At 65.5% G+C, this 21,644-nt stretch carries 20 protein-coding genes and 1 tRNA gene; 6 read left to right on the top strand and 15 right to left on the bottom strand.

Features of this window, described 5'->3' with window-relative positions; all coding sequences use genetic code 11:
- Positions 1-287: 287 nt before the first annotated feature.
- Both RHODMAR_RS02945 and RHODMAR_RS02940 read left to right on the top strand, forming a co-directional pair.
- Positions 288-1,142, top strand: coding sequence for an alpha/beta hydrolase (locus RHODMAR_RS02945; protein ID WP_042937742.1), 855 nt, complete (start codon positions 288-290; stop codon positions 1,140-1,142).
- Between the two features lie 29 nt (positions 1,143-1,171).
- Positions 1,172-2,020 carry a patatin-like phospholipase family protein gene (locus RHODMAR_RS02940; RefSeq protein ID WP_008711121.1) on the top strand — a complete coding sequence of 283 codons (849 nt, stop codon included), beginning with the start codon at positions 1,172-1,174 and terminating at the stop codon, positions 2,018-2,020.
- Between the two features lie 8 nt (positions 2,021-2,028).
- Here the strand turns inward: RHODMAR_RS02940 and RHODMAR_RS02935 are convergent, their stop codons facing one another.
- Positions 2,029-2,937, bottom strand: coding sequence for an amidohydrolase family protein (locus RHODMAR_RS02935; RefSeq protein WP_008711119.1), 909 nt, complete (start codon positions 2,935-2,937; stop codon positions 2,029-2,031).
- Positions 2,924-3,610 (bottom strand): dienelactone hydrolase family protein, encoded by a 687-nt coding sequence (locus RHODMAR_RS02930; protein ID WP_042937763.1) that lies wholly within the window; start codon positions 3,608-3,610, stop codon positions 2,924-2,926. Before RHODMAR_RS02930 ends, RHODMAR_RS02935 begins: the two co-directional genes overlap by 14 nt.
- A 140-nt stretch (positions 3,611-3,750) precedes the next feature.
- On the opposite strand from RHODMAR_RS02930, the gene RHODMAR_RS02925 reads away from it, so the two are divergent.
- Positions 3,751-4,728: an NADPH:quinone oxidoreductase family protein gene (locus tag RHODMAR_RS02925; protein ID WP_008711117.1), complete on the top strand. Its 978-nt coding sequence runs from the start codon at positions 3,751-3,753 to the stop codon at positions 4,726-4,728.
- Between the two features lie 36 nt (positions 4,729-4,764).
- Here the strand turns inward: RHODMAR_RS02925 and RHODMAR_RS02920 are convergent, their stop codons facing one another.
- Complete coding sequence (locus RHODMAR_RS02920) at positions 4,765-6,126, bottom strand: ABC1 kinase family protein (protein WP_008711116.1); 1,362 nt, start codon at positions 6,124-6,126, stop codon at positions 4,765-4,767.
- Positions 6,123-6,686, bottom strand: coding sequence for a TetR/AcrR family transcriptional regulator (locus RHODMAR_RS02915; protein ID WP_008711115.1), 564 nt, complete (start codon positions 6,684-6,686; stop codon positions 6,123-6,125). Before RHODMAR_RS02915 ends, RHODMAR_RS02920 begins: the two co-directional genes overlap by 4 nt.
- Before the next feature lie 86 nt (positions 6,687-6,772).
- On the opposite strand from RHODMAR_RS02915, the gene RHODMAR_RS02910 reads away from it, so the two are divergent.
- Entirely contained in the window at positions 6,773-7,390 is a 618-nt protein-coding gene (locus tag RHODMAR_RS02910; protein WP_042937759.1) for a DUF998 domain-containing protein, read from the top strand.
- Here the strand turns inward: RHODMAR_RS02910 and RHODMAR_RS02905 are convergent.
- Complete coding sequence (locus RHODMAR_RS02905) at positions 7,373-8,152, bottom strand: enoyl-CoA hydratase/isomerase family protein (RefSeq protein ID WP_008711113.1); 780 nt, start codon at positions 8,150-8,152, stop codon at positions 7,373-7,375. The two genes, RHODMAR_RS02910 and RHODMAR_RS02905, sit on opposite strands and share 18 nt — an antisense overlap.
- Positions 8,153-8,226: 74 nt before the next feature.
- Between RHODMAR_RS02905 and RHODMAR_RS02900 the strand changes: the two genes are divergently transcribed.
- A tRNA-Met gene (locus RHODMAR_RS02900) sits at positions 8,227-8,300 on the top strand.
- 57 nt (positions 8,301-8,357) lie between these two features.
- Here the strand turns inward: RHODMAR_RS02900 and RHODMAR_RS02895 are convergent.
- From RHODMAR_RS02895 to RHODMAR_RS02875, 5 genes are all read right to left on the bottom strand, one after another.
- Positions 8,358-8,996, bottom strand: coding sequence for an LON peptidase substrate-binding domain-containing protein (locus RHODMAR_RS02895; protein WP_008711112.1), 639 nt, complete (start codon positions 8,994-8,996; stop codon positions 8,358-8,360).
- Entirely contained in the window at positions 8,993-9,925 is a 933-nt protein-coding gene (locus tag RHODMAR_RS02890; RefSeq protein ID WP_008711111.1) for an alpha/beta fold hydrolase, read from the bottom strand. Before RHODMAR_RS02890 ends, RHODMAR_RS02895 begins: the two co-directional genes overlap by 4 nt.
- Before the next feature lie 97 nt (positions 9,926-10,022).
- Positions 10,023-12,587: an alpha/beta fold hydrolase gene (locus RHODMAR_RS02885; protein ID WP_008711110.1), complete on the bottom strand. Its 2,565-nt coding sequence runs from the start codon at positions 12,585-12,587 to the stop codon at positions 10,023-10,025.
- Between the two features lie 184 nt (positions 12,588-12,771).
- Entirely contained in the window at positions 12,772-15,294 is a 2,523-nt protein-coding gene (locus RHODMAR_RS02880; protein ID WP_042937739.1) for an ABC transporter permease, read from the bottom strand.
- A 53-nt stretch (positions 15,295-15,347) separates the two neighbouring features.
- Positions 15,348-16,082 (bottom strand): ABC transporter ATP-binding protein, encoded by a 735-nt coding sequence (locus RHODMAR_RS02875; RefSeq protein WP_008711108.1) that lies wholly within the window; start codon positions 16,080-16,082, stop codon positions 15,348-15,350.
- A gap of 74 nt (positions 16,083-16,156) precedes the next feature.
- Here RHODMAR_RS02875 and RHODMAR_RS02870 point away from each other — a divergent pair, with 74 nt between their 5' ends.
- Positions 16,157-16,936, top strand: coding sequence for a deoxyribonuclease IV (locus RHODMAR_RS02870; protein ID WP_042937753.1), 780 nt, complete (start codon positions 16,157-16,159; stop codon positions 16,934-16,936).
- Here RHODMAR_RS02870 and RHODMAR_RS02865 read toward each other — a convergent pair.
- The 5 genes from RHODMAR_RS02865 to RHODMAR_RS02845 all read right to left on the bottom strand — a co-directional run bounded on the left by RHODMAR_RS02865 (position 16,914) and on the right by RHODMAR_RS02845 (position 21,530).
- Positions 16,914-17,657, bottom strand: a complete 744-nt coding sequence (locus RHODMAR_RS02865; RefSeq protein WP_157225967.1) for a hypothetical protein — start codon at positions 17,655-17,657, stop codon at positions 16,914-16,916. The two genes, RHODMAR_RS02870 and RHODMAR_RS02865, sit on opposite strands and share 23 nt — an antisense overlap.
- A 102-nt stretch (positions 17,658-17,759) precedes the next feature.
- Complete coding sequence (locus RHODMAR_RS02860) at positions 17,760-18,236, bottom strand: DUF309 domain-containing protein (protein WP_042937751.1); 477 nt, start codon at positions 18,234-18,236, stop codon at positions 17,760-17,762.
- A 50-nt stretch (positions 18,237-18,286) separates the two neighbouring features.
- Complete coding sequence (locus tag RHODMAR_RS02855) at positions 18,287-19,501, bottom strand: multidrug effflux MFS transporter (RefSeq protein WP_008711103.1); 1,215 nt, start codon at positions 19,499-19,501, stop codon at positions 18,287-18,289.
- A 100-nt stretch (positions 19,502-19,601) separates the two neighbouring features.
- Positions 19,602-20,546: an aldo/keto reductase gene (locus tag RHODMAR_RS02850; protein WP_008711102.1), complete on the bottom strand. Its 945-nt coding sequence runs from the start codon at positions 20,544-20,546 to the stop codon at positions 19,602-19,604.
- 51 nt (positions 20,547-20,597) lie between these two features.
- Positions 20,598-21,530 (bottom strand): DNA-3-methyladenine glycosylase family protein, encoded by a 933-nt coding sequence (locus tag RHODMAR_RS02845; RefSeq protein ID WP_008711101.1) that lies wholly within the window; start codon positions 21,528-21,530, stop codon positions 20,598-20,600.
- Positions 21,531-21,644: the final 114 nt, after the last annotated feature.

Raw genomic sequence — 21,644 nt, 5'->3', positions numbered from 1 at the left:
AGGGAGACCAGACCCCAGGCCAGGAAGGGGCTCAGAGGAATAGTCAAGCCCAGCGGCCACAGGTAGCGCTTGGGGTCGCGCCACCGCGGCGAGGTATCTGTGGCGGACTCATCACGCATTGTGGATTCGAAGCTCCCGGTTCGGGCCGCGCCTCGGGGGGTGGAGGCGCGACGGTAGTGGCGTCTCACAACGTCATCGCTCGCTCCGCCATGATAGTTACTCGAGTAAATCGTTGTGGGTTCGCCGATGGGCCGTCGAAGGTCCCGGCACCCTTGTACGGTGACCGAATGGAGCATGTCGAGTCGTCGTTCGCAGGAGTCCACGGAACTCGCATCGTGTACGACGTCTGGACGCCCGAGGACGCGCCGACCGGGGTTGTCGTGCTGGCCCACGGCCTGGCCGAGCACGCCGGTCGATACCGGCACGTCATCGACCGGCTCGGCTCGCTCGGCCTCGTCGTCTACGCGCCCGACCATCGCGGACACGGGCGCTCGGGCGGCAAGCGGGTCAGGGTGGACAAGTGGTCCGATTTCACCGACGACCTGCATACCTTGTTCGGCATCGCGGCAGGGGAGTACCCGAACGAGCTCACCTTCCTGCTGGGCCACAGCATGGGCGGTGCCATCGCACTGTCCTACGCCCTCGACCATCAGGCCGATCTCGACGGGCTGATGCTCTCCGGTCCTGCGGTTGTCCCCAGCGCCGGGCAGCCGAAAGCGCTGGTGGCGGTGGGCAAGATTCTCGGACGCTTCGTACCGGCGGCCCCCGTGCTGAAGCTCGACCCCAACCTCGTCTCACGTGATCGGGACGTCGTCGACGCCTATGTCGCCGACCCGTTGGGCTACCACGGCAGCGTCTCGGCCGGCCTGGCTGCGGCACTGCTGGGTGCGGGCGAGTCCTTTCCGGCCCGTCTGCCGTCGCTGACGATTCCGGTGTTGCTCCAGCACGGCACGGCGGACGAATTGGCCGACGTCTCCGGCAGTGACCTCATCGCCGAACGGGCCGGGTCCGACGACCTGACCTTGAAGAAGTACGACGGGCTGTTCCACGAAGTGTTCAACGAACCGGAGCAGGAACGCGTGCTCGACGACCTCGTCGCCTGGCTGCGTCCACGTGTGCAGACCGGCTCTGTAAGTTCCTGACGGATCTTTTCGATGAAGGGGGTACGGCTATGACCAGGCGAGCACTCGTATTGGGCGGCGGCGGAGTCGCAGGTATTGCGTGGCAGACGGGTGTCCTACTGGGATTGGCGGAGTCCGGAGCCGATGTCACCGACGCCGAGATGCTGCTGGGAACCTCGGCAGGTTCCTCGGTGGCCGCACAGATCTCGGGTGGGGCGTCGCTCGCCGAGTTGTTCGAGCGTCAAGCCGACGAAGCGAAGCAGGACGACGAGCCCCACGCCGAGGCGACCATCGACGAACTGGTCGCCATGTTGGCTCGGGCGGCACAGAACTCGGACGGCAGTGCCATCGACACTCGCCGTCGCATCGGCACCGAGGCGCTGGCGGCCTCGACGATCACCGAGCGTGAACGGCGCGCCATCGTCGCTCGCCGGCTACCGAACCACGCCTGGCCCAACCGCGATCTGCGCATCGTCACCGTCGACGCGATGACCGGGCGACATCGCGTGCTGGACCGAGGATCGGGCGTGGAGTTGATCGACGCGGTGGCCGCGAGCTGCGCCATCCCGGGCATGTGGCCGCCGGTGACGATCGGCGATCATCGCTACGTCGACGGAGGAATCCGAGCGAGCGAAAACGCCGATTTGGCAGTCGGTTTCGAGAAGGTGCTGGTGCTCAAGGTCGGGGCACTGGACCTCGAGGACGACCCCTTCGAGATCGAGCGCGGACGATTGGTCAAGGGCGGCTCGAAGGTGGAAGTGATTGCTCCCGACGCTGATTCGACGTCGGCTATCGGCCCCGACGCCACCGACATCGCCGTCCGATCTGCTGCGGCCGTGGCTGGGCGAGCACAGGGCATTGCCATCGCCGAGCGCATCGCCGAGTTCTGGGTCGGCTGAGCGAGCACTCAGCCGAACAGCGTCGCTCCGTTACCCCAGCAGACGGCCCGAACCCAGTCGTCGCCCAGGTCCAGTCGGCTCACGGCCTCCAGGGCGTGCAGGTACGGGTACGGGATGTTCGGGAAGTCGCTGCCGAACAGAATGCGATTCTGCAGATCGAGCAGTCGCGGCAGCTCGTGTCTCGGAAACGGCGCGCCTGCCTCCGAGAAGTCGGTGAATGCCATCGTGGTGTCCAAGCGCACGTTCTCGTAGCGATCGGCCAGGTCGAGGAAGTCGACATACTCGGGCATGCCCATGTGTGCGACGATCAACGGGAGCTTCGGAAAGCGCTGCAGCAGAGCAGCAATCGGATCGGGACCGGTATGGGAACCGGGTGCCGGGCCGGATCCGCAGTGGATCACCACGGGTACCTGTGCGTCCGAGATCGTGCCCCAGACGCCGTCGAGCAGAGAATCGTTCGGGGAGTAGTTCCCGACCTGGATGTGAGACTTGAAGATTCGGGTTCCGTTGGCCACCGCCTGTTCGACGTACTCGGTCGCGCCGTCCTCGGGGAAGAACGTCGCCGTGTGTAGGCAATCGGGGGTGCGTGCCGCGAAATCGGCTCCCCAGGAGTTCAGCCAGGCCGCCATCGACGGCTTGTGCGGGTAGATCATCGACGTGAACCGTCGTACCCCGAAACCCCGAATGACCTGTAGCCGTTCGTCTTCGGCGAAGCGGTACGAGATGGGCCAGACGCTGCCGGTCAGCGGGCCTGCGCTGTCGAAGTAGCTCCACACCTTGTCCATCACGTTCTTCGGCATGAAGTGCGTGTGGACGTCGAACAGTCCGGGCAACGACAGCTCGGTCCAGAAGGCGACGATGCGTTCGGTCTCGTCCGCGAGTTCGGTGTCCGACCGCGGCTGCTCAGCGTGCGACATGGGCGTCGAACCACGCGAGAGTGTCGGCCCAGGCATCGGCGGCGGCGTCGGCATCGAACACGGCAGGGCGGTCGTCGCAGTGGAAACCGTGCTTGCCGTTCGCGTAGCGGGTGATCTCGGTGTCGACCGGTGCCGTCGCGGTGATCTCACGTAGCGTCTCGACCTCCTCGAACGGGATGCCCTCGTCCAGGTCCCCGAAGAAGCCGTGCCAGGGTGTCTGGAGGGCGTCGCCCACCGAGGCCATCGCCGGATAACCGAAGCGGCCCTGCGTGATTCCGCCGCCGTAGAAGGTTGCCGCCGCACCCAGTTGGCGCCGCACAGCGGTGTGGAATGCGACGGTGCCGCCCATACAGAAGCCGACGACGGCGATCGACGAAGGTTCCAAACCGAGCTCGGCGAGTGCGCTCGCCGCCGCGTCCACGTCGGAGTCCACCTCGTCTGCCTTCAGCTCCCCGATGGCCGCCATGGCCGAATCCATATCCGAGTAGGGCAGCACACCGATTCCTTCCTGCCGGTGGAACAGGTGCGGCGCGACGGCGACCCAACCGGCCGCAGCCACCCGATTGCAGACGTCGACGATGTGCTCGGTGACGCCGAAGGCTTCCTGGATGACGATGACGCCGCCGCGGGCTTCCCCGTCGGGCGCGGCGACGGTGAGGGGAGTGGTGTGCATCCCTCGATCGAAGCACACAGGCAGGAGGGGAGCCTGCGGAACGACTCGGTAGGAAGTGCTGTGTGAGCCCAGAAGCGGGTGGAGTGCTGCGGTTTTGTACGGTGGCGGGAAGGGAACGATCCCGACCGAGAGGACCACTCATGCGCGCGGTACAGATCTCCAGCCTCGACGGACCCGATTCGGTGACCGTGGTGGACATCGCCGAGCCTGCCGCGCGTGAGGGGGCGGTGGTGATCGAGGTCCATGCCGCGGGTGTCGCTTTTCCCGACGCGTTGCTCACCCGCGGTCTGTACCAGTACAAGCCGGAGTTGCCGTTCGTTCCCGGTAGTGAGATTGCCGGCATCGTTCGCTCGGCCCCGCCGCAGTCCGGTTTCTCTGCGGGCGATCGTGTCGCGGCGCTGACGGGATTGAGCGACGGTATGGCCGAGGTGGCCGTGGTCGCCCCGGAAAATGTGTTCGCGCTACCCGAGTCGGTGTCGCTCACCGCGGGCGCGGGGTTGCTGTTCAACGACCTGACGGTGCACTTCGCACTCCGGGAACGCGGTCGGCTGGCAGCAGGCGAGACTGTGCTGGTGCACGGCGCAGCGGGCGGTATCGGAACCTCCGCGCTGCGGATGGCTCCGGTACTCGGTGCGTCCCGGGTGATTGCCGTCGTGAGTTCCGAAGCCAAGGCCGACATCGCCCGCTCCGCCGGAGCGACCGACGTCGTCCTCGTCGACGGGTGGAAGGACGCGGTGAAGGAGCTGACCGGCGGCCGCGGCGTCGATGTGATCGTCGATCCGGTGGGCGGCGACCGATTCACCGACAGCATCCGCTCGCTCGCGCCGTCGGGTCGAATTCTGGTGCTGGGCTTCACCGGTGGTGAGATCCCGACTGTCAAGGTCAACCGGTTGCTGCTGAACAACGTCGATGTCGTCGGCGTCGGCTGGGGTGCGTGGTGGATGACGCGACCCGGCTACCTCGCCACCCAGTGGGCCGAGATCGAACCGCTGCTCGCCGACGGATCACTCAGTGCGCCCGAGCCCTCGGTGTCGCCTGCTGCAGACGCTGGCGCCGCCATCGCGTCGCTGGAAAACCGCACGGCAGCAGGCAAAGTGGTGCTCGACTTCACTCGCTGACCCTGCTCTGAAAACACTGCGTCGAGCTGCCGGCCGTCACTCCGGCAGCTCGACGCCCCGTGCCTCGGCCAAGGCGGCGATCTCGGCGGGAAAGACATTCTCGAACACGAAGGGATCGGTGCCGAGAGCCCAGTTCGGCGCGAGCTCGATGGCGTATCTCTCGAAGTAGCCGAGTTGTTTGGCCACCAGGATCAATTCCTCGGGACTCGACGTCTTGTATTGCTTGCCCATGTTCACCAGCGCTCGGATGAAGTCCGCCAGACTGAAGTGCGCGAGTGTCGCCGAGAGCATCGGCGCGAACACCGACTGCAGGATCGCGCCGACCTCGGCATCCGAACCCATCTGCGGTGCAACGATGCCCAGGCGTTTGACCGTGCCGGCGAGCCGGGTGAAGTCGCCGTCGATCACGGTGGCGTGGAACAGGTCGAGCAGCAGTGACCGCCACTGTTCGTCCACCTCACCCATGACACCGAAGTCGAGGAACGCCACCCTGCCGTCGTCGAGCACCCACACGTTGCCGGCATGCACGTCTCCGTGAAAAAGCCCGTGCAGCACGAGCGCTTCCATCCAGACCTTGGCGGCGCGGCGGACGATGAGCTCGGAATCGATGCTCTGTCCAGGCTTGCAGCGGTCCAGTGGTGAGCCGTGCATGCGCTCCATGCAGATCACGCGCCCGCCGCAGTAATCGAGGAACACCTCGGGGGCGGTCACGTGTTCGTTGTCTCCGAACGCACCGATGGCTGCGCGAAAGCTGGCCTGCCGCTTCGCTTCCACCGCGCTGTCGAGTTCGGCGAAGGTGGCGGCGTGCAGGTCGACGATGATGGCCGACGCATTGGCCGTGGCGAAGAACGGTATGAACTTCTCGAGCCCGCGGGCGATGAGATACGCGATCCGCAGGTCGATTTTCATGCGGTGGTAGATGCCCCGCCGCTGCACCTTCATGACCACTTCTCGCCCGTTGTCGCGGCGCACGCACAGGTGCACCTGAGCGACCGAGGCGGACGAGAGCGGAACGTCGTCGAACGAGGAGAACAGGTCGTCGATTCCGCGGCCCAGATCGGCCTCGATGACCGCGCGCGCCTGCGACCCGGGGAAGGGAGGTACTTCGTCGAGGCAGCGCAGACAGGTGTCGGCGAGGACTTTCTGGAACAGGCCCGGCGAGGATCCCATCAGCTGCCCGACTTTGACGAAGGTGGGACCGAGAACGAAGAAGGCGTCGACCACGGCCTTCGAGGCGTGCACCGGCCAGCCGCGCCGGGGTGCGCGTATCCAGCGTCCGATTGCGACGACTTGGAAGTACGACAGCACCGCGCCGATGACGATGAGTCGCAGTAGTTCTCGAATACCGAATGTCTTCAGTTCGGGTGCAGGCTTCGGTATCGCCGTATGGGGGGTCATCCGGGTACTCCTGCGGGTAGGCGTACGGCAGATGCTTCCAATCGCGACAACAGCCGATCGAATCTCGTCTCGTCGTCCGATGCTCGCGAGAGCACCAGCGCACCCTGAATCCCGGCCACGATCTCCTCGGCGAGTTCGGCGGCGGCCTCGCCGTGCCCGAGTCGGCGAAGAACCGGGGTGAGTGCCTCGATCCAGTGCGCGAAATGTGCTGCCACGCGACCGGAGAATGCAGAGCGTTCGAGTCCCAGTGTGAACGCTCCGAACACGCACACCAGGCGGTTGGACCGGAAGTATCGAGCGGTCTGCTCGAACATCTCGTGCGTTGTCGACGCCGCATCGGTGCCGTGCCGCAGGGGGTCGAACACGTGGTGCTGGAACCAGTGCTCCACGTCGTCGAGAACGGCCTCGGCCATCTCCTGCTTTCCGCGCGGAAAGTAGTGGTAGAGACTGCCTTTGCCCATGCCGGTCTGCCTACTGATGACCGCGAGGGAAGAACCGTCGAACCCGTGGTCGCGGAACACCCGTGCGAGTATCGGCACCACGTCGTGGCGATCGCTCATGAGCCGGTACTGTACCAATCGGTACACGCCGGGTGTATTCGGGTTCGATTCGGTGGCCCCGGATTCTGGAGAGGGACACTGCAGTTGTGAAGAGAACTACCGTTCTGGCCGCTGGAGCCTTCCTCCTGGGAGGGGTGACCTATCTGGCCTCGGAGACGATCGCCGCGCTGGGTTGGACCGACCGGTCGTACAGCTACGCGCGCAACAACATCAGCGACCTCGGCATCCCCGAGATCTCACGGTTGCACGCGGTGATGAATACCGGCTTCGTCGTCGACGGCGCACTGTTCGTCCTTGCAGGGCTGGGACTGTCGGTGCTGTTCGAGGGCCGTGCGCGCTGGATCGTGGCGACGACCTCGGTGGTGCACGGCGTCGGCAGCATCATCGTCGGTCTCGCGCACGCCTCGGTCGACGGAGCGTCGACGCCGCATGCAGCCGGGGCCGGCATGGCCATCATCGGCGGCAATCTCGTACTTCTGGCCGCCGGTCGGTACGGCGGCCGCGTCGGTGCACCGCGCTGGTACACGGTGGGTAGCGCACTTGGAGGGGTTCTCGGTCTGGTGGGGTTCGGCCTGTTTCTCGCGAACACCGGCATTCTCGGCGGCGGAACGTTCGAGCGTATCTCGGTGTACACCATCATCGGGTGGGAGATCATCACCGGCGCAACGATTCTCGCCAGGTGCCGCCTAGCGGAACCTCGGTGACTCCTTCGCGAGAAAGGCGCGCACGCCCTCGCGCCCGTCCGGCGACTCGAATGCTTCCTCGAACACCGGCAATGCCCGTCGTGCCGGTTCGTACGGAGACTCCCCGAACGTGAGCGCAAGGGCTCTCTTGTTCGCATGCACCGCCGAGCGGGATTTCCGAGCGAGCACCTGTGCCAGGTCCAATGCCACCGACAGCGACGCCCCGCGCGGTGCCACTCGATTGATCAGACCCCAATCCAGCGCGGTCTCGGCCGAGATGGGCTCGCCGAGCAGTACGAGTTCGGCGGCGCGGGCCTGACCCACTCGCCGCAGCGCACGCATAGACCCGCCGCTGCTGGGAATCACACCGAGGTCGATCTCCGGAAGCCCGAGCCGAGCGCCCGCATCGGCGACGACGAGGTCGCAGCACAGTGCCATCTCGAGCCCGCCGCCCAACGCGAAGCCGTCGATCGCTGCGACGGTGGCAAGCGGCAGGTCGGCCAGCAGCTCAAGTGTGCCGTTCTCGCGCGTGCTCTTGCGTGCGAGCACGTCGCCGTTGTGCTGCATCTCTGGCATCTCGGCGATGTCCGAACCGGCGCTGAACACTCGCTCGCCGGTGAGAACAACCGCTCGAATCGCGGAATCATGGGCGAGGTCTCGCAGAATGGCGCGCAGCCGACGCGTCGCCGGACGGGTCAGGGCATTGACCGGCGGATTGCTCAGCGTGATCTGTGCGACGGCCTCGTGCGGAAAGGACAGGACAGGTGAGAGCTCGGTGGGCATACCGAGAACCGTAGAGCGTTGACCAGGCGATTGGGAGACTGCCGTGATGGCATGTAGCGTGGGGAACACAACGACGCGGGGTGGAGCAGCTCGGTAGCTCGCTGGGCTCATAACCCAGAGGTCGCAGGTTCAAATCCTGTCCCCGCTACTACATGGATCAGGCCCGACATCGACGATGTCGGGCCTGATCTTTCTCTGTCTCGTGTCAGGGCTGCAGTCTGAATTGCACGACGGCCGTGACGTTCTCGATGGCGTCGTCGAGTGCGGTCTTGCGGGCTCTTGCGTTGGGCGCAGACAGGATGTCGAGTCGATCGGACTGACCCATCGGAATCAGTGCAGCAAGTGACCAGATCTTCTCGGCGGCCGAGATCGGCAGGCTCAGAAAGTCCGGAAAGCCAGGAGTGACAACCTCGTCCGTGGATTCGAGCCGGCCGACGAGATCGTACAGATCCTCGACCTTCGACCAGGTGGTGTCGAATTCCGTATCGGCGATCACCGACTCGACGTCCTCGTCGAGCCACGGTCGCACGTCGGCCAGGGGGTAGGGGTCGTCCGGCAGCCAGGCGTCGATTCGGATTCGTTCGCCGCCGACGCACTCGAGCAGGTATCTACCGTCACCGATGGCCTCGTGACCGATGATGTGAGCGGTCGTTGCCACGTCGTGCCGAACATCGCCGCCGCCGGCCTCGTGGCCCCGCGCGATGAGCACGACGCCGAAGCTCGGGTCGTCCTGCTCGAGACAGTCGTGCACCAGCGCCTGGTAGCGCGGCTCGAAGATGTGCAGCGGCAGGCGTTCACCCGGGAGCAACACGCTGCCGAGCGGGAACATCGGGATGACGCTCACGGGAGCTGCGATGGCATGACTGCCGGGGTGATTTCCGCCGGGGTGCTCTTCTCGGTACCGGCACCCTTCTCCGACCCATCGGTGTCCAAGAATTCGCTCAGCAGGCGGAAGAAGAAATCCGGCTCGTCGAGCTGAGGGAAGTGACCGGCATCGGGGAAGATCTCGACGCGACTGTTGGGAACCTCGCGTCGGATATTGTCCGCGTGCTTCGCCGGAATCATGCGATCTTTACCGCCCCAGACGAGCAGCGACGGAATCGACTCGAACTTTGCGAAGTGCTGCTTGGCGCTGACAGTCTGACCACGGGGGCCCACCACCGCACGGGTCGACGCCAGAAACGCGCCGCGGGTGGAGCGGTCGGCGACCGAACGGAACGATCGCCAGGTTTCGGTCATGCTCGGACCCGGTTGGACCGGCAGACCCCATCTGCCCAGCTGTGCCAGCGCGTCCTCGGCGTTCTTGCGGAACCAATCCGACGCGAGCAGCGGTAGCACCAATTCACTTCCGGGCAGCGTCGCGGCCTTGAGCAGCAGGCTCACTTCCCGGCCGAGGCCACCACTGCTGACCAGTGCCAGACGGCTCACCCGCTCTGGGAAGAGGTACGTCATCTGCATGATGATGCCGCCACCGAGCGAGTGACCGACCAGTGGAGCGGAGTCGATGTTCAGGTGATCCATGAGATCGCGAATGGTGGCCGAGTGCGAGCTCAGCGAGTAGTCACCCGTTGGCTTGTCGGACTCGCCGTGCCCGAACAGATCGGGTGCGATCACTCGGTACTTGTGTGAGAGGCGCTCGAGCTGTGTGCCCCAGGACCGATGCGATCCGATCAGACCGTGCACCAGAATCACGGGCGGACCGTCGCCGATGTCGACGTAGCGCAGGACGTCCTTGTGTAGTTCCACGGACTGCAATTCGTACGATGAACTCATTGTCGACCTCCCTGTCGTGTAGTTCGGCATGCCTGAAACACAAACGTACAAGCTGTACCGCCGGGGCGACAGACCGTCGAACGCGGGCCCTGGTGCTTCAGCGCCCGCCGTCGACCGTGTTGTTGATGATCCCGGCCAGTTGCCCGGCCATCGGCTCGCGCAGCATGTCGATGTGATTGCCGGAGATATCCACGAACGTCAGATCGCCGTCAGCGATGGTTTGCCACGACCGGACGTCCTTGACGTTCTCTGCTGTACGAACCACGGTCATGGGACCTGACCACGAAATCGGAATGTGCTTGTTCAATGCCACGTACCCGATGCTTGCGAAGACCAACCATTCCATCGTCGTCGGGTATCGCAGTAACCCGGCGAACTGCATACGCACCCAGAGCGCCGCGGTGCCGAAGCGACCGAGCCGGAAGCCCGTTGCTTCGTCCATGGAAGCAGGTGGGGCTGCCGGTACGTCGGAACCGCCAGGCAGCTTGTCGAGCAGGTTACGGAAGAGCCTTGTGTCGAGGATAATCAGATGCGGTGACCCCAGTCCGGCATCGCGGATTCGCTCTGCCATAGCCATCGCTATCCAGCCACCCAGTGAGTGACCGACGAGGTGGAACGGGCCATCTGGCTGGATGGTGCGGATGGCGTCGACGTACCGCCGAGCGGTTCGGTTGATCGTTCGGTCCGGTCGACCGCGGGTGCTACGGCCATATGCCTGCAATGCATATACCGGATGGTCCGCGTCGATGTTGCTGACAAGTTTGAGGAATGCCATTGCGCCGACGCCCGCACCGCCGATCAGAAAGATCGGTGCCCTGGTGCCTTGGGTGCGTAGTGGCACGAGAACCTCGTGATCGCTGGTAGACCGTCGACGTGCACCAGCGACTTCTTCGAGTCTTGCATCGACTGTCACGGCCAAAGTCCGCACCGTGGTAGCGGCAAACACGTCCTCGGCTGTGAGGTCGATGTGTAAGCCCTCACGTAGGTGCGCAAGCATCGCTGTGATGGCGAGCGAGTCTCCACCCAGTTCGAAGAAGTCTTCGTCTCGGCCTAGGGTGGCCAGACCGATGGCGTCGCGGGCAGCCCTGGCGACGATGAACTCGGTGAACCCGATTGGCGTGCGCTCGACACGTCGATCCGCGGGCTCGGGCAGTGCACTGCGATCGAGCTTGCCGCGTTCGTTGCGCGGCATCGCGTCCATCGCGACTATGTGAGTGGGCACCATCCACTCCGGCAGGGTCCGGCGCAGTGATGCTCTGATCTCGCCGACGGAGGGTCGCTTGACGGATTGTGACGAACACACGTAGGCCACGAGGTCGGTCTCGGTTCCGGAGTGTCTGCCGATCACTGCTGCGTCGCCGATCTCCGGCATGGCGCGCAGAGCTGCTTCGATCTCGGCCGGCTCGACAAGATACCCCCGGACCTTGACGGCATCGTCGATGCGTCCGGCGAGGTGCAGCGTGCCGTGTTCGTCGAGGCGGCCGAGGTCGCCGGTGCGATAACGAAACTGGCCGTCGCCGAGCGCGGCGAATCGTTCGGTGTTCAGTCCTGCATCTCCGAGGTAGCCATCGGCCAAGCAGCTCGAGGTGACCCGGACCTCGCCGATCACGTGGGGCTCGCACAGCGACCCGCCTGTGGTGAGGACTTCGACGAGCTTGCCGGGGACGGGTTTTCCGGCGGGCAGAAAGCCCGACGGCAGTGCTCGTCCCGACGGGAATGCGCTGTAGGCAACAGCGCCGGCCTCGGTGGTCGCGTACCAGTTGACCACTGTCGCGTGGCTTTCGACTCGTCGCCGAAAGCTGTCGACGTCGTCGGAATGCAGAGATTCCCCGTAGGTGGTGACCACGCGCAGGGTGGGTGCATCGACGCCACCGCCGGCCTCGTGTTCGGCGGGCCCCGGATCGGCTGCGGCGATCGCGCGCAGGAGTGACGACGAGCAGTGCAGGGTGGTCAGCGACTGTGCAGTGATCCACTCGACGGTGCTGGCGGGGACGCCGGACCGGGGGTCGCGGCAGTAGACCGCTGCACCGCTGAGCAGCCCTGCGAACAGAGTGTTCAGACCGGCGCCGAAACTGACCGGTAGACAGTTTCCGACGCGATCGTGCGGGCCGAGTGACAACGCGGCCGCGACCTCGTATGCCTTGGTCAGGCACATGCGATGACTGATGATCACGCCCTTGGCGGTGCCGGTCGATCCCGAGGTGTAGTTGATCACTGCAGTGTGGTCACCCGACAGCGTCGGAAGGGGAACACAGGAATCCATGGCCGCCGCGACGGTATCGGTATCGATTGCGCTCGCGCCTGCTTGGTCGATGATCGTGGCGCGGCGTTCGGCGGGAAGCATCGGGTCGAGCGGTACGAGCGGGTGGCCTGCGGCGACGATTGCCAGCATCAGCACGATCGAGCTCGCCGTTTCGTCGGTGTCGACGGCGAGCGGACGAGAGTCGGCGGGAAACAGTGTGGCGAGCTTTCTCGCCAACGAGTACGCGCGGTGAAGAACGTCGTCGAAGGTGAGCGAGGTTCCGTCGGACGACAGCGCTACGGCGTCGGGTAGCGCGTGAGCCACCTCGCGGTAACGCGCCATCAGCGTGTCGCGGCGCTCGGGCCGACACAGTGGGGCCAGCGAAAATCGGGTTGGCTCATCGATGTCTTGAATCGACATGATTCTCCTTGCACGAGCCCGACCCGCGTTGCCAGAGTTGGTTTTATCCTTACAAACCTACTTGAAGACTGTTTTACCTTCTCAAAGGTAGACGGGTATCGCGTTTTCATGCAACTCAAAAACCGGACATTCCGCAACAATTCGGTATCGTTGCGAAATGCCCGGTCTGGTTCGGGCGGCAGGACTAGACGTCTGCGATGGCCTCCAACGGCTTCGTCCGGGCCGCTCGCTCCGCGGGCCACAGTGCGGCCAGTACTCCGACGACGGCGGATCCGACCAACATCGACGCCACCTGACCCCAGGGCACGGTCATGGTGCCGAGGCCCTCGTCGCGCAGTGTCTGCACGAAGCCCCATCCGAACGCGATGCCGAGAACGACGCCGACGATTGCGCCGAACAGGGCGATGAGCAGCGATTCGAGGTAGATGATGCGCCGGACTTGCGGGCGCTGCATTCCGATCGCCCGCAGCATGCCGATCTCCCGACGACGTTCCACGACGGAGAGGGCGAGGGTGTTGACGATGCCGAGTACAGCGATGACGACAGCGAGGGCCAACAATCCGTACAGAACCGCGAGCAGCGTGTCGATCTGCTGCCCCTGGCTGCCCTTGAACTGTTCCACGTCTTGAATCTGGACGACGACGAACGGCTTGGTTGCGGTCTCGAGATCGGTGCGCAGCGTGCTCAGGTCTGTTCCCGGTACGGCCTTGACGAGTACCAGCAGGTCCGACCGGGTGATGGACGGGGTGACCTTCTCGTAGATGTCGCCCGACACGATCCAGCTGCCGAGCAGCGGGTTGTCGGTGAAGATCCCGCTGACCGTCACCGGGACCGAGGCCCCGTCGACGGTGTCGAACGTGACCTGGGTGCCGATGTCCCAGCCGCGGTCGGCGGCTTGGGTTTCCGACACCGAGAAACCGTTGCTGTTCAGGTTCGCAGTGCCCCGGATCATCGAGAGGTCGAGTAGGCCCTCGGGTGAGCCGTCGATGGCGGCACCGAACTCCTCCTGGCCGGCGATCGTGACGAAGACCGGGTGCAGGACGGCTGTGCGGTCCACGCCCTGCACCTGTTGCGCGGCTGTCGTGGCACCGGTCGGAACGCCGATCGACTGGGGGCCGGAGAGGATGTAGTCCGCTTTCACGCCGGTGTCGACCAGCGAATCGACGCTGGCTTTCGCGGTGGATCCGAGCACGCCGATCACGGTGACGAGCATCAAGCCGAGCATCAGGGCGAACGCGGTGGCCGCGGTGCGACGCGGGTTACGTACCGAGTTGGTCCTGGCCAACCGTCCGATGGCTCCGAAGGGGCGGGTGATGACGGCGCCGAGCGCCCCGACGATCGGACGCGACAGCGACGGTGCGGCCAGTGCAGTGGCGACGATGAGAGCAACTGCGCCGGCACCGACGGTCGCCGCCGCCACTCCGCCGGTCGACTGCGCACCGATGACCAATGCTGCCGCGCCGGCGACTCCCAGCCCGACGCCCACGAAAGTTCGGGTGCGCAAGGTATCGCCTGCGGAGGCGAACTCCTCGCGCATCGCGGCAACCGGCGGAATCTTGGCCGCTCGACGGGCCGGTGCGTACGCGCTCAGGACGGTGACGACGACCCCGACGGCGAATGCGACGGCGACCGTACGAGGCTCGAGTGCCAGTGATCCCGACGGCAGACCCAGATCGAAGGCATTGAGCAGTGCCCGCAGTCCGTAGGCAAGACCGACTCCGCCCACGAAGCCGAGCATGCTTCCGATGACGCCGACCACGAGGGCTTCGAGTACGACCGATCGGCTGACCTGGCCGCGGCTGGCCCCGATGGCACGAAGCAGTGCGAGTTCGCGGACGCGCTGGGCGACGATCATCGAGAACGTGTTGTAAATGATGAACGTGCCGACCAGCAGCGCGATTCCGCCGAACGCGAGCAGGAAGTAGTTGATGAACGAGAGCGCCGTCTCGACCTGTGCCTGGGTTTCTGCCTTCACATCCGCAGCGGTCTGGACTTTCAGTCCGGGTAGTGCCGCGGCGATCTCGTCCCGAAGATCACTTGGGGTCAGCCCCTGCGCCGCGAGGTCGTTGCCTGCGACATCGATGTACTGCACGTGAGCACCATCGGTGAACAACTCGTTCGCCTGGCTCTGCTCGAACTGGATTCCGATGTAGCCACCGGATTCGGTTGCAGTGGAATAGATTCCGGAAATGGTGATATCGGTGATGCCCTTGGTCGGCACCAACACCCGGGTGGCGTCGCCCACCTTCAGGCCGGCGCGCTCGGCCCCACCGGCATTGATCGCGACCTGCCCGGGTGCGGTAGGAGCCGAACCGTCGACGAAGGTCGTCGGATCTCCGAGTCGCTGATCGTCCGGCAGGTACGACTCGCCGATGGTCGGCGCGCCACCGGATTGCACTGCGGCACCGTCGGTGCCGAGCAGTACGAGCTGTCCCCCGGCGTACGGTGACACGGCACGTACGTTCGGCAACGCCGAGATCGTGGCGATGTCCTCGTTGGGAACGCCACTCGAACGCGCGTCCTCGGGGCTCACTCGAACGTCTGCGCCCTGGGCGGTATCGGCGAACAGTGACGAGAACGTGCGCTGCAGGGTATCGGTGAAGACGAACGAGCCGGTGACGAACGCGGTACCGAGGACGACGGACAGAACCGTCAGTGCCAGTCGAACCTTGTGTGCGGCAAGATTTCTCAGCGATACCTTGCGCATCGGATTGCCCGACGGCTTTTGTCGAGGAGGCTTGTTGGAGACAGAATGCGCCATTATCGGACCGTCTCCAGCTTCTTCATCCGCTCGAGTACGGCATCGGCCGTGGGCGAGTTCAGCTGATCGATCACTGCGCCATCGGCGAGAAACACCACCCGGTCGGCGTAACTGGCCGCGCGTGGATCGTGTGTGACGATGACGACGGTCTGCTCGAATTCGTCTGCGGCAGTGCGCAGAATCGACAGCACCTCGCCCGAGGAGCGAGAGTCCAGATTGCCGGTGGGTTCGTCGCCGAACACGATGTCGGGTCGACCGGCCAGTGCGCGAGCACACGCCACGCGCTGCTGCTGTCCGCCCGACAGTTCGCTGGGGCGGTGATCGAGGCGATCGCGGAGGCCGAGTCGCTCGACGACGGTATCGAGCCAACCCTGATCGGGGGTGCGGCCCGCGATGTCGAGGGGCAGCGTGATGTTCTCGAGCGCGGTGAGCGTGGGTACCAGATTGAACGCCTGGAACACGAATCCGATTCGATCTCTGCGCAATCCGGTCATGTCCTTGTCGGACAGTGCCGTCAGTTCGGTATCGCCGATGGTCACCGTCCCCGAGGACGCTGTGTCCAATCCGGCCAGGCAGTGCATCAGAGTGGACTTGCCCGAACCGGACGGGCCCATGATGGCGGTGAATTCTCCGCGTGCGAACTCGACGTTCACCCCGGACAGTGCGTGCACCTGGGTGTCCCCGGAACCGTAGACCTTCGATACGTCGACCGCGCGTGCGGCAATGTCGCTCATGCGAGCCAGTGTTCCAGCGTTCTGCGCCCGTCGCTATCAGGAGAGACCCTGAACACCACCCTATGATGGACGCCATGCGCATCGGAGCACACGTCCGCGACAGCAGCGACCCTCTCGGTACCGCGGAGGCGCTCGGCGTCGATCTCGTCCAGATGTTTCTCACCGATCCGCAGAAATGGAACAAGCTCGAGCCGCACCCGCAGGGCGAAGCGCTCCTGACCGGCGACGTCGACGTGGTGGTGCACTCGTCGTACGTCCTCAACGTCGCGAGCTTGAACAATCGAATCCGTATTCCGTCCCGCAAGGCTGTCGTCGAGCAGGCTGCTGCCGCGTCCGAGATCGGGGCCATCGGTCTGGTCGTCCACGGCGGGCACGTGCGCGAGGGCGAGGACACCGCCAAGGGAATCGACAACTGGCGCAAGCTCTTCGAGCGACAGGCCGAGCAGGGTGGCTTCGCGGTGCCGATCTTCGTCGAGAACACCGCGGGCGGTGACTCGGCGATGGCCCGTCACTTCGACGACATCGCTCGCCTGTGGGATGCGATCGGCGAGTTCGGTGCCGGCTTCTGCTTGGACACGTGCCACGCATGGGCCGGGGGTGAGGACCTGGTCGACGTGGTCGATCGCATCAAGGCCATCACCGGACGAATCGATCTGGTGCACCTGAACAACTCGCGCGACGAGTTCGACTCGGCCAGGGACCGGCACGCGAACCTGGGCACCGGAACGATCGACGCCGACATCCTGACCGCCGTCGCACTGGCAGCCGACGCACTGGCAGCCGACGCGCCGGTGATTCTCGAGACGCCGCCCGAGGGGATCGACGACGACGTCAGGCTGCTGAAGAGTCTGTAGCTTTCACCGAATCGATCGACGCGACAGATGCGGCGGTGAGCTCGACTGCGGCTGCCGACCACAGCCGGACCAGGTCGTCGACACCCGGCAGGGACGCCGCCACGGTCACGCGTGCCCGAGCGGTACCCGAGTCCGTCACGGTCATGGCGATATCGATGGCGTAGTCGCCCCTGGGCCGGCGCTGCACGCTACTGCGCTCGGCCGTCGCATCGTCGTGCACCAGGATCTGCGCCCCGGCGCGCGAGGACAACGCGGGATAGTTGCGGGCCAGCGCGTAGTCTCGGCCGGCGTTCGGTACCGAGCCCAGTCGGCGTGCGACGTCGTCGACGAGGCGGCTGCTCAGAGAGGGAACAGTGAGAGCATCGGTGTCGACGGCGGGCAGGCGGATCGGGTGAGCTGCTCCGGTGTCGTCGAGATCGAGATCGACCAGTACGCCCGCCGACGATCCGCGGCGATTGTTCTTCTGCCACGTGCACACCGCCGAACCCAGAGCCGCGAGCAGCAGGACGCGAGGTGGGTACGGGCTCTCGGGCACCGCGAGGGTCACCGAGGTCTGCTCGAGTCGTGCCGAGCGTTCAGCGAGCAGAGGTCGCTCCGCGGGGGTCAGGACGGCAACCCAGTAGGGAACCTGTTCGGCGACCTCGGTGCAGAGGGTGCGTCCGAGCTGAGCCGGGCTGATCTTCTCCTGGTGCGCGAGTCTCAGCGGTGCGAACACGGTCACTCCGGCGAACCCCACTTCCGACGCAGATTGTCCTAGCCTTACCTAATCCGCCCAGGCTAGCTCGAGTCGTGATCGAGTGCCAGTACACCCGCTGGGGTCGGATCAGTCGACTGCGCGCAGCGCCGGAATGCCGGGGGCGATCGGTAGCGTTCCGGTCTCCAGATCGTCGAGCAGGCCTTCCGACCAGGTCAGCAGGCCGACGACATCGAGATGATGCGGCGGTTCGGACTCGAAGCCGACGAGGCGGTCGTGTCCCTGCCGAATCAAGGAACCGGCACCGATGCGGTTGCCGCGCAGCAGATGGGTCAACCCGACGGCGAGTTGGGCGAGACCCTGCCACAACGGACGCTCCTCGGCAGGACCGCTTTTCCACACGCCTTCGAGTACTTCGTGCGCGTGGAACGGCATGTTCGCATCGAGGAACCGCTGTGCTTCGACTATCGCGGCGTCGGGCGGCAGCCGAAGATCCTCGGGCACCCGAGGTGTTCCCGTGCCGCCGCGGGCGAGGGGACGCCCGAGACCGTCGCGAGGCCGTGCATTGAGGGGTTTACCACGCGCATCGCGCTCGCGTTCGGCCATGGCGGTCACCCTAGTGGGCAGTCTCCCTGCTCAGTGGTGCCGCCTCGGATTCACTGTCGTGACGACGAGCGTGCGGTGACGAGCACGAGTGCAGCAAGTGCCGCGGCGGAGGTCACGACCATCGTCGTGGACACGGCGATCGCATCGTTGCCGAGTACGCCGACGATCGGGGCGACGATCGCACCGAGACCGAACTGGGCGGCCCCGAGCAGTGCGGCAGCACCGCCGGCAGCCTCGCCGTGCCGGGACAATGCGAGTGCAGGGGCATTGGGCAAGACGAATCCGACGGCCCCCAGCACGAACCACAGAGGGATCACGAATCCGGCCATGCCGCCGATTCCGGCGATCGCCAGTACGGCCATGACGCCACCGGCGACAACGGCGCAGATCAGCGCCGACAACACGACCTGGGCCGGTGCGAACCGTCCGAGGAGAATCACGTTGAGCTGGGATGCGCCGATGAGAGAGATCGCACCGGCCGCGAAGACGAGGGCGAACTGCTGCTCGTCGAGGCCGAACTCCTCCTGCAGGACGAACGCCGAGCCGGCGATGTAGGCGAACAGCGACGCCATGGCCAGAGCAGCAACGAGGACGAGTACGACGAACTCGGCGTCGCGCAGCAGCGAGCGATACGTCCGCAGCACCGGCATGACGCCGCGGGCGCGACGACGCTCCGGCGGCAGGGTCTCGCGCAGTGACACGATCGCCAGCGTCATTAGCGCGACACCCATGATTGCCAACGCAGCGAAGACGAGCCGCCATGATCCGACCAGCAGCACAGCGCCGCCCAGAGACGGAGCAAGTACCGGGGCGACGCCCATGACGAGCATCAGGCGAGACAACACGGTTGCGGCGGCCCGGCCACTGAACAGATCGCGCACGATGGCCATCGCGACCACTGCCGCGGCCGCAGCGCCGAGACCCTGTACGACGCGCAGACCACCGAGTACGGCGATGTTCGGTGCCACGATGCAGGCCGCGGAGGCGAGGATGTGCACTCCGGTGCCGACGATGAGGGGCAGTCGCCGACCGACGATGTCCGAGAGCGGCCCGATGACGAGTTGCCCCAGGGCGAGACCGACCAGCGTCCCGGCGAGGGTGAGCTGCACGGCCGACGACGGGGTGTTCAAGTCGTCGGCGATGGCCGGCAGAGCCGGTAGGTACATGTCGATGGTCAGTGGACCGAGAGCGATGAGCGCACCCAGGACGAGAATCACCCGCAGGCGTTCCCGCGACGTCGGCTCGGTCGCGGAGGTGTCGGTCACGGATGTGTTCGGTGCTGACGTATTCGCTGCTGTGGCCACCCGAAGCTCAGCAACCGGATCGGTCGTTTTGTTCCCGGGTGCTGACTACGACTTTCGTGTTTTACGCCACTGCATCGGACAGGGTCGTGAGCTTCTCGACTTCCTGGCTGGTCAGAGTCAGGGCCGGCGCATCGAGCAGGGCGGGCAACTGGGAAAGTGTGCTGGCGCTCGCAATGGGCGCGGTGATGCCGGGACGTGCCAGCAGCCAGGCCAGGGCGACGCTCGCAATCTCTGCCGAGCGCGATTCCGCGATTTCTCGTAGACCCTGCACCACGGCCAGACCTGCGTCCGAGAAGTACCCGGTGGTCAGTCGTTCGCGCTGCTTGCCGGCGAGGTCTTCGCGCGTGCGGTACTTGCCGGTCAGGAACCCGGCGGCGAGGGAGAAGTAGGGGAAGACCGAGAGGTCGTTCTCGACGGCCAGGTTCTGGAGTCGGCCCTCGTAGTCGTTCCGCGCGACCAGGTTGTAGTGCGGCTGCAGCGCGATCGGAGCAGCGAACCCGTTGTCTTTCGCCAGCTGCAACCACTCCTGTACGCGTGAGGGCGAGTAGTTCGAGATGGCGACGTACCGGACCTTGCCCGCTTTCACCAGGTCGTCGAACGCAGCGAGAGACTCGACCAGCGGAATCTTGTCGTCGTCGTAGTGCGCGTAGTAGACATCGATGTGGTCGGTCTGCAGTCGGGTCAGCGATGCGTCGGCGGCGGCCCGGATGTTGTCCGGGGCCAATCCGCGGAACTCGGGATGTTGACTGACCTTGGTGGCGATGACGACGTCGTCTCGGTTTCCGCGCGCCGTGGTCCACGCGCCGATGATCGTCTCCGACTCACCGCCGGAGTTGCCGTCGGCGAACGCCGAATACGAATCTGCGGTGTCGACGAAGTTGCCGCCGCCCGCGGTGAAGGCGTCGAGGATCTCGAAGGACGCAGCCTCGTCGCTGGTCCAGCCGAAGGTGTTCCCACCGAGAGCGAGCGGAAAGATGTCCAGATCGGAATTGCCGATGGCGACCACAGAAGACTCCTTACGTTGGCGAACAACTAGACTGTACGAGCAGTCGGGGGCTCAATGCCACGTGTGGTCCACCAGCGCGGTCCGCGGACCGAATTTGGGCTTGGTTGCCTTCCCGCTCAGGTACAGCAGGCGAATCGCGCGATGCCGATGCGGAGCCAGCGGCTGCAGATACTCGACCATCTCTGCGTCGTCGATAGGTCTACCCAGCAGCGACCACCCCACCACCGCCGCCAGGTGGTAATCGCCCACCGACAATGCGTCGGGATCCCCCAGGGCGCGTTGCGCGGTCTCCGCCGCCGTCCAGATACCGACACCGGGAATTGCCCGCAGCCTGCGGGCTGCGTCCTCGGGCGTCATCGCCGACGCCTCCTCGAGACGCCCGGCGGCCCGAGCGGCGCGGACGATGGTCTTCGATCGCGCCGGGTCGACGTTGGCGCGGTGGTAGTCCCACGACGGGATACGCCGCCACACGTCAGGCGTCGGGAACACGAACATCGGCTTCGGGGTCGGTCCCGGTGCCGGGTCACCGAATTTGCTCACCAGGTACCGCCAGGAGCCGAACGCCGAAATGCCGTGTACGCGTTGCTCGATGATTGCCGGGATCAAAGCCTCGAGTACCAACCCGGTCCGGCCCAAACGCAGGTGCGGCAGCTGCCGATGCGCTTCCTGCAGAATCGGGTGCTCCGGTGCGAAAGCGGTGGAATCGTCGTGCAGGCCGAGTAGAGCAGGTACCGAGTCCAGCAGTTCTGGTGCGCCGGGCCCCCACGCTCGGGCCGCAACGCTGGCCGGCGAAGTCTGGATCAGGCGGTACGTGACCGGACCCGAGGTCATCCTCGACGTGCGCCAGACGGCACCGTCGGGCGTCGACTCGTAGGTGGGATCGCCGCGGCCCCGACGCAGTGGTGACACGGACATCCGCACGTCGATGCGCCGTTCGGAGGTGACGACGCGGGCCGTTCCACCCGACTCGTCGGCGTCTGGCATTGCGGACCATCACCTCCCTGTCGTTCGGATCCAGGGTAGACGAGCTCGCCCCTGTCGGGCCCCGAGTCGACACCCTTGCCCATTCGACGGGAAAATACAGTGCAGTGCAGGGAT

This window comes from Rhodococcus sp. AW25M09 (assembly GCF_000333955.1).
Taxonomy (GTDB): domain Bacteria; phylum Actinomycetota; class Actinomycetes; order Mycobacteriales; family Mycobacteriaceae; genus Rhodococcoides.
Note: the sequence above shows the minus strand (reverse complement) of the source record. Positions and strands in the feature narration are given on the sequence as shown.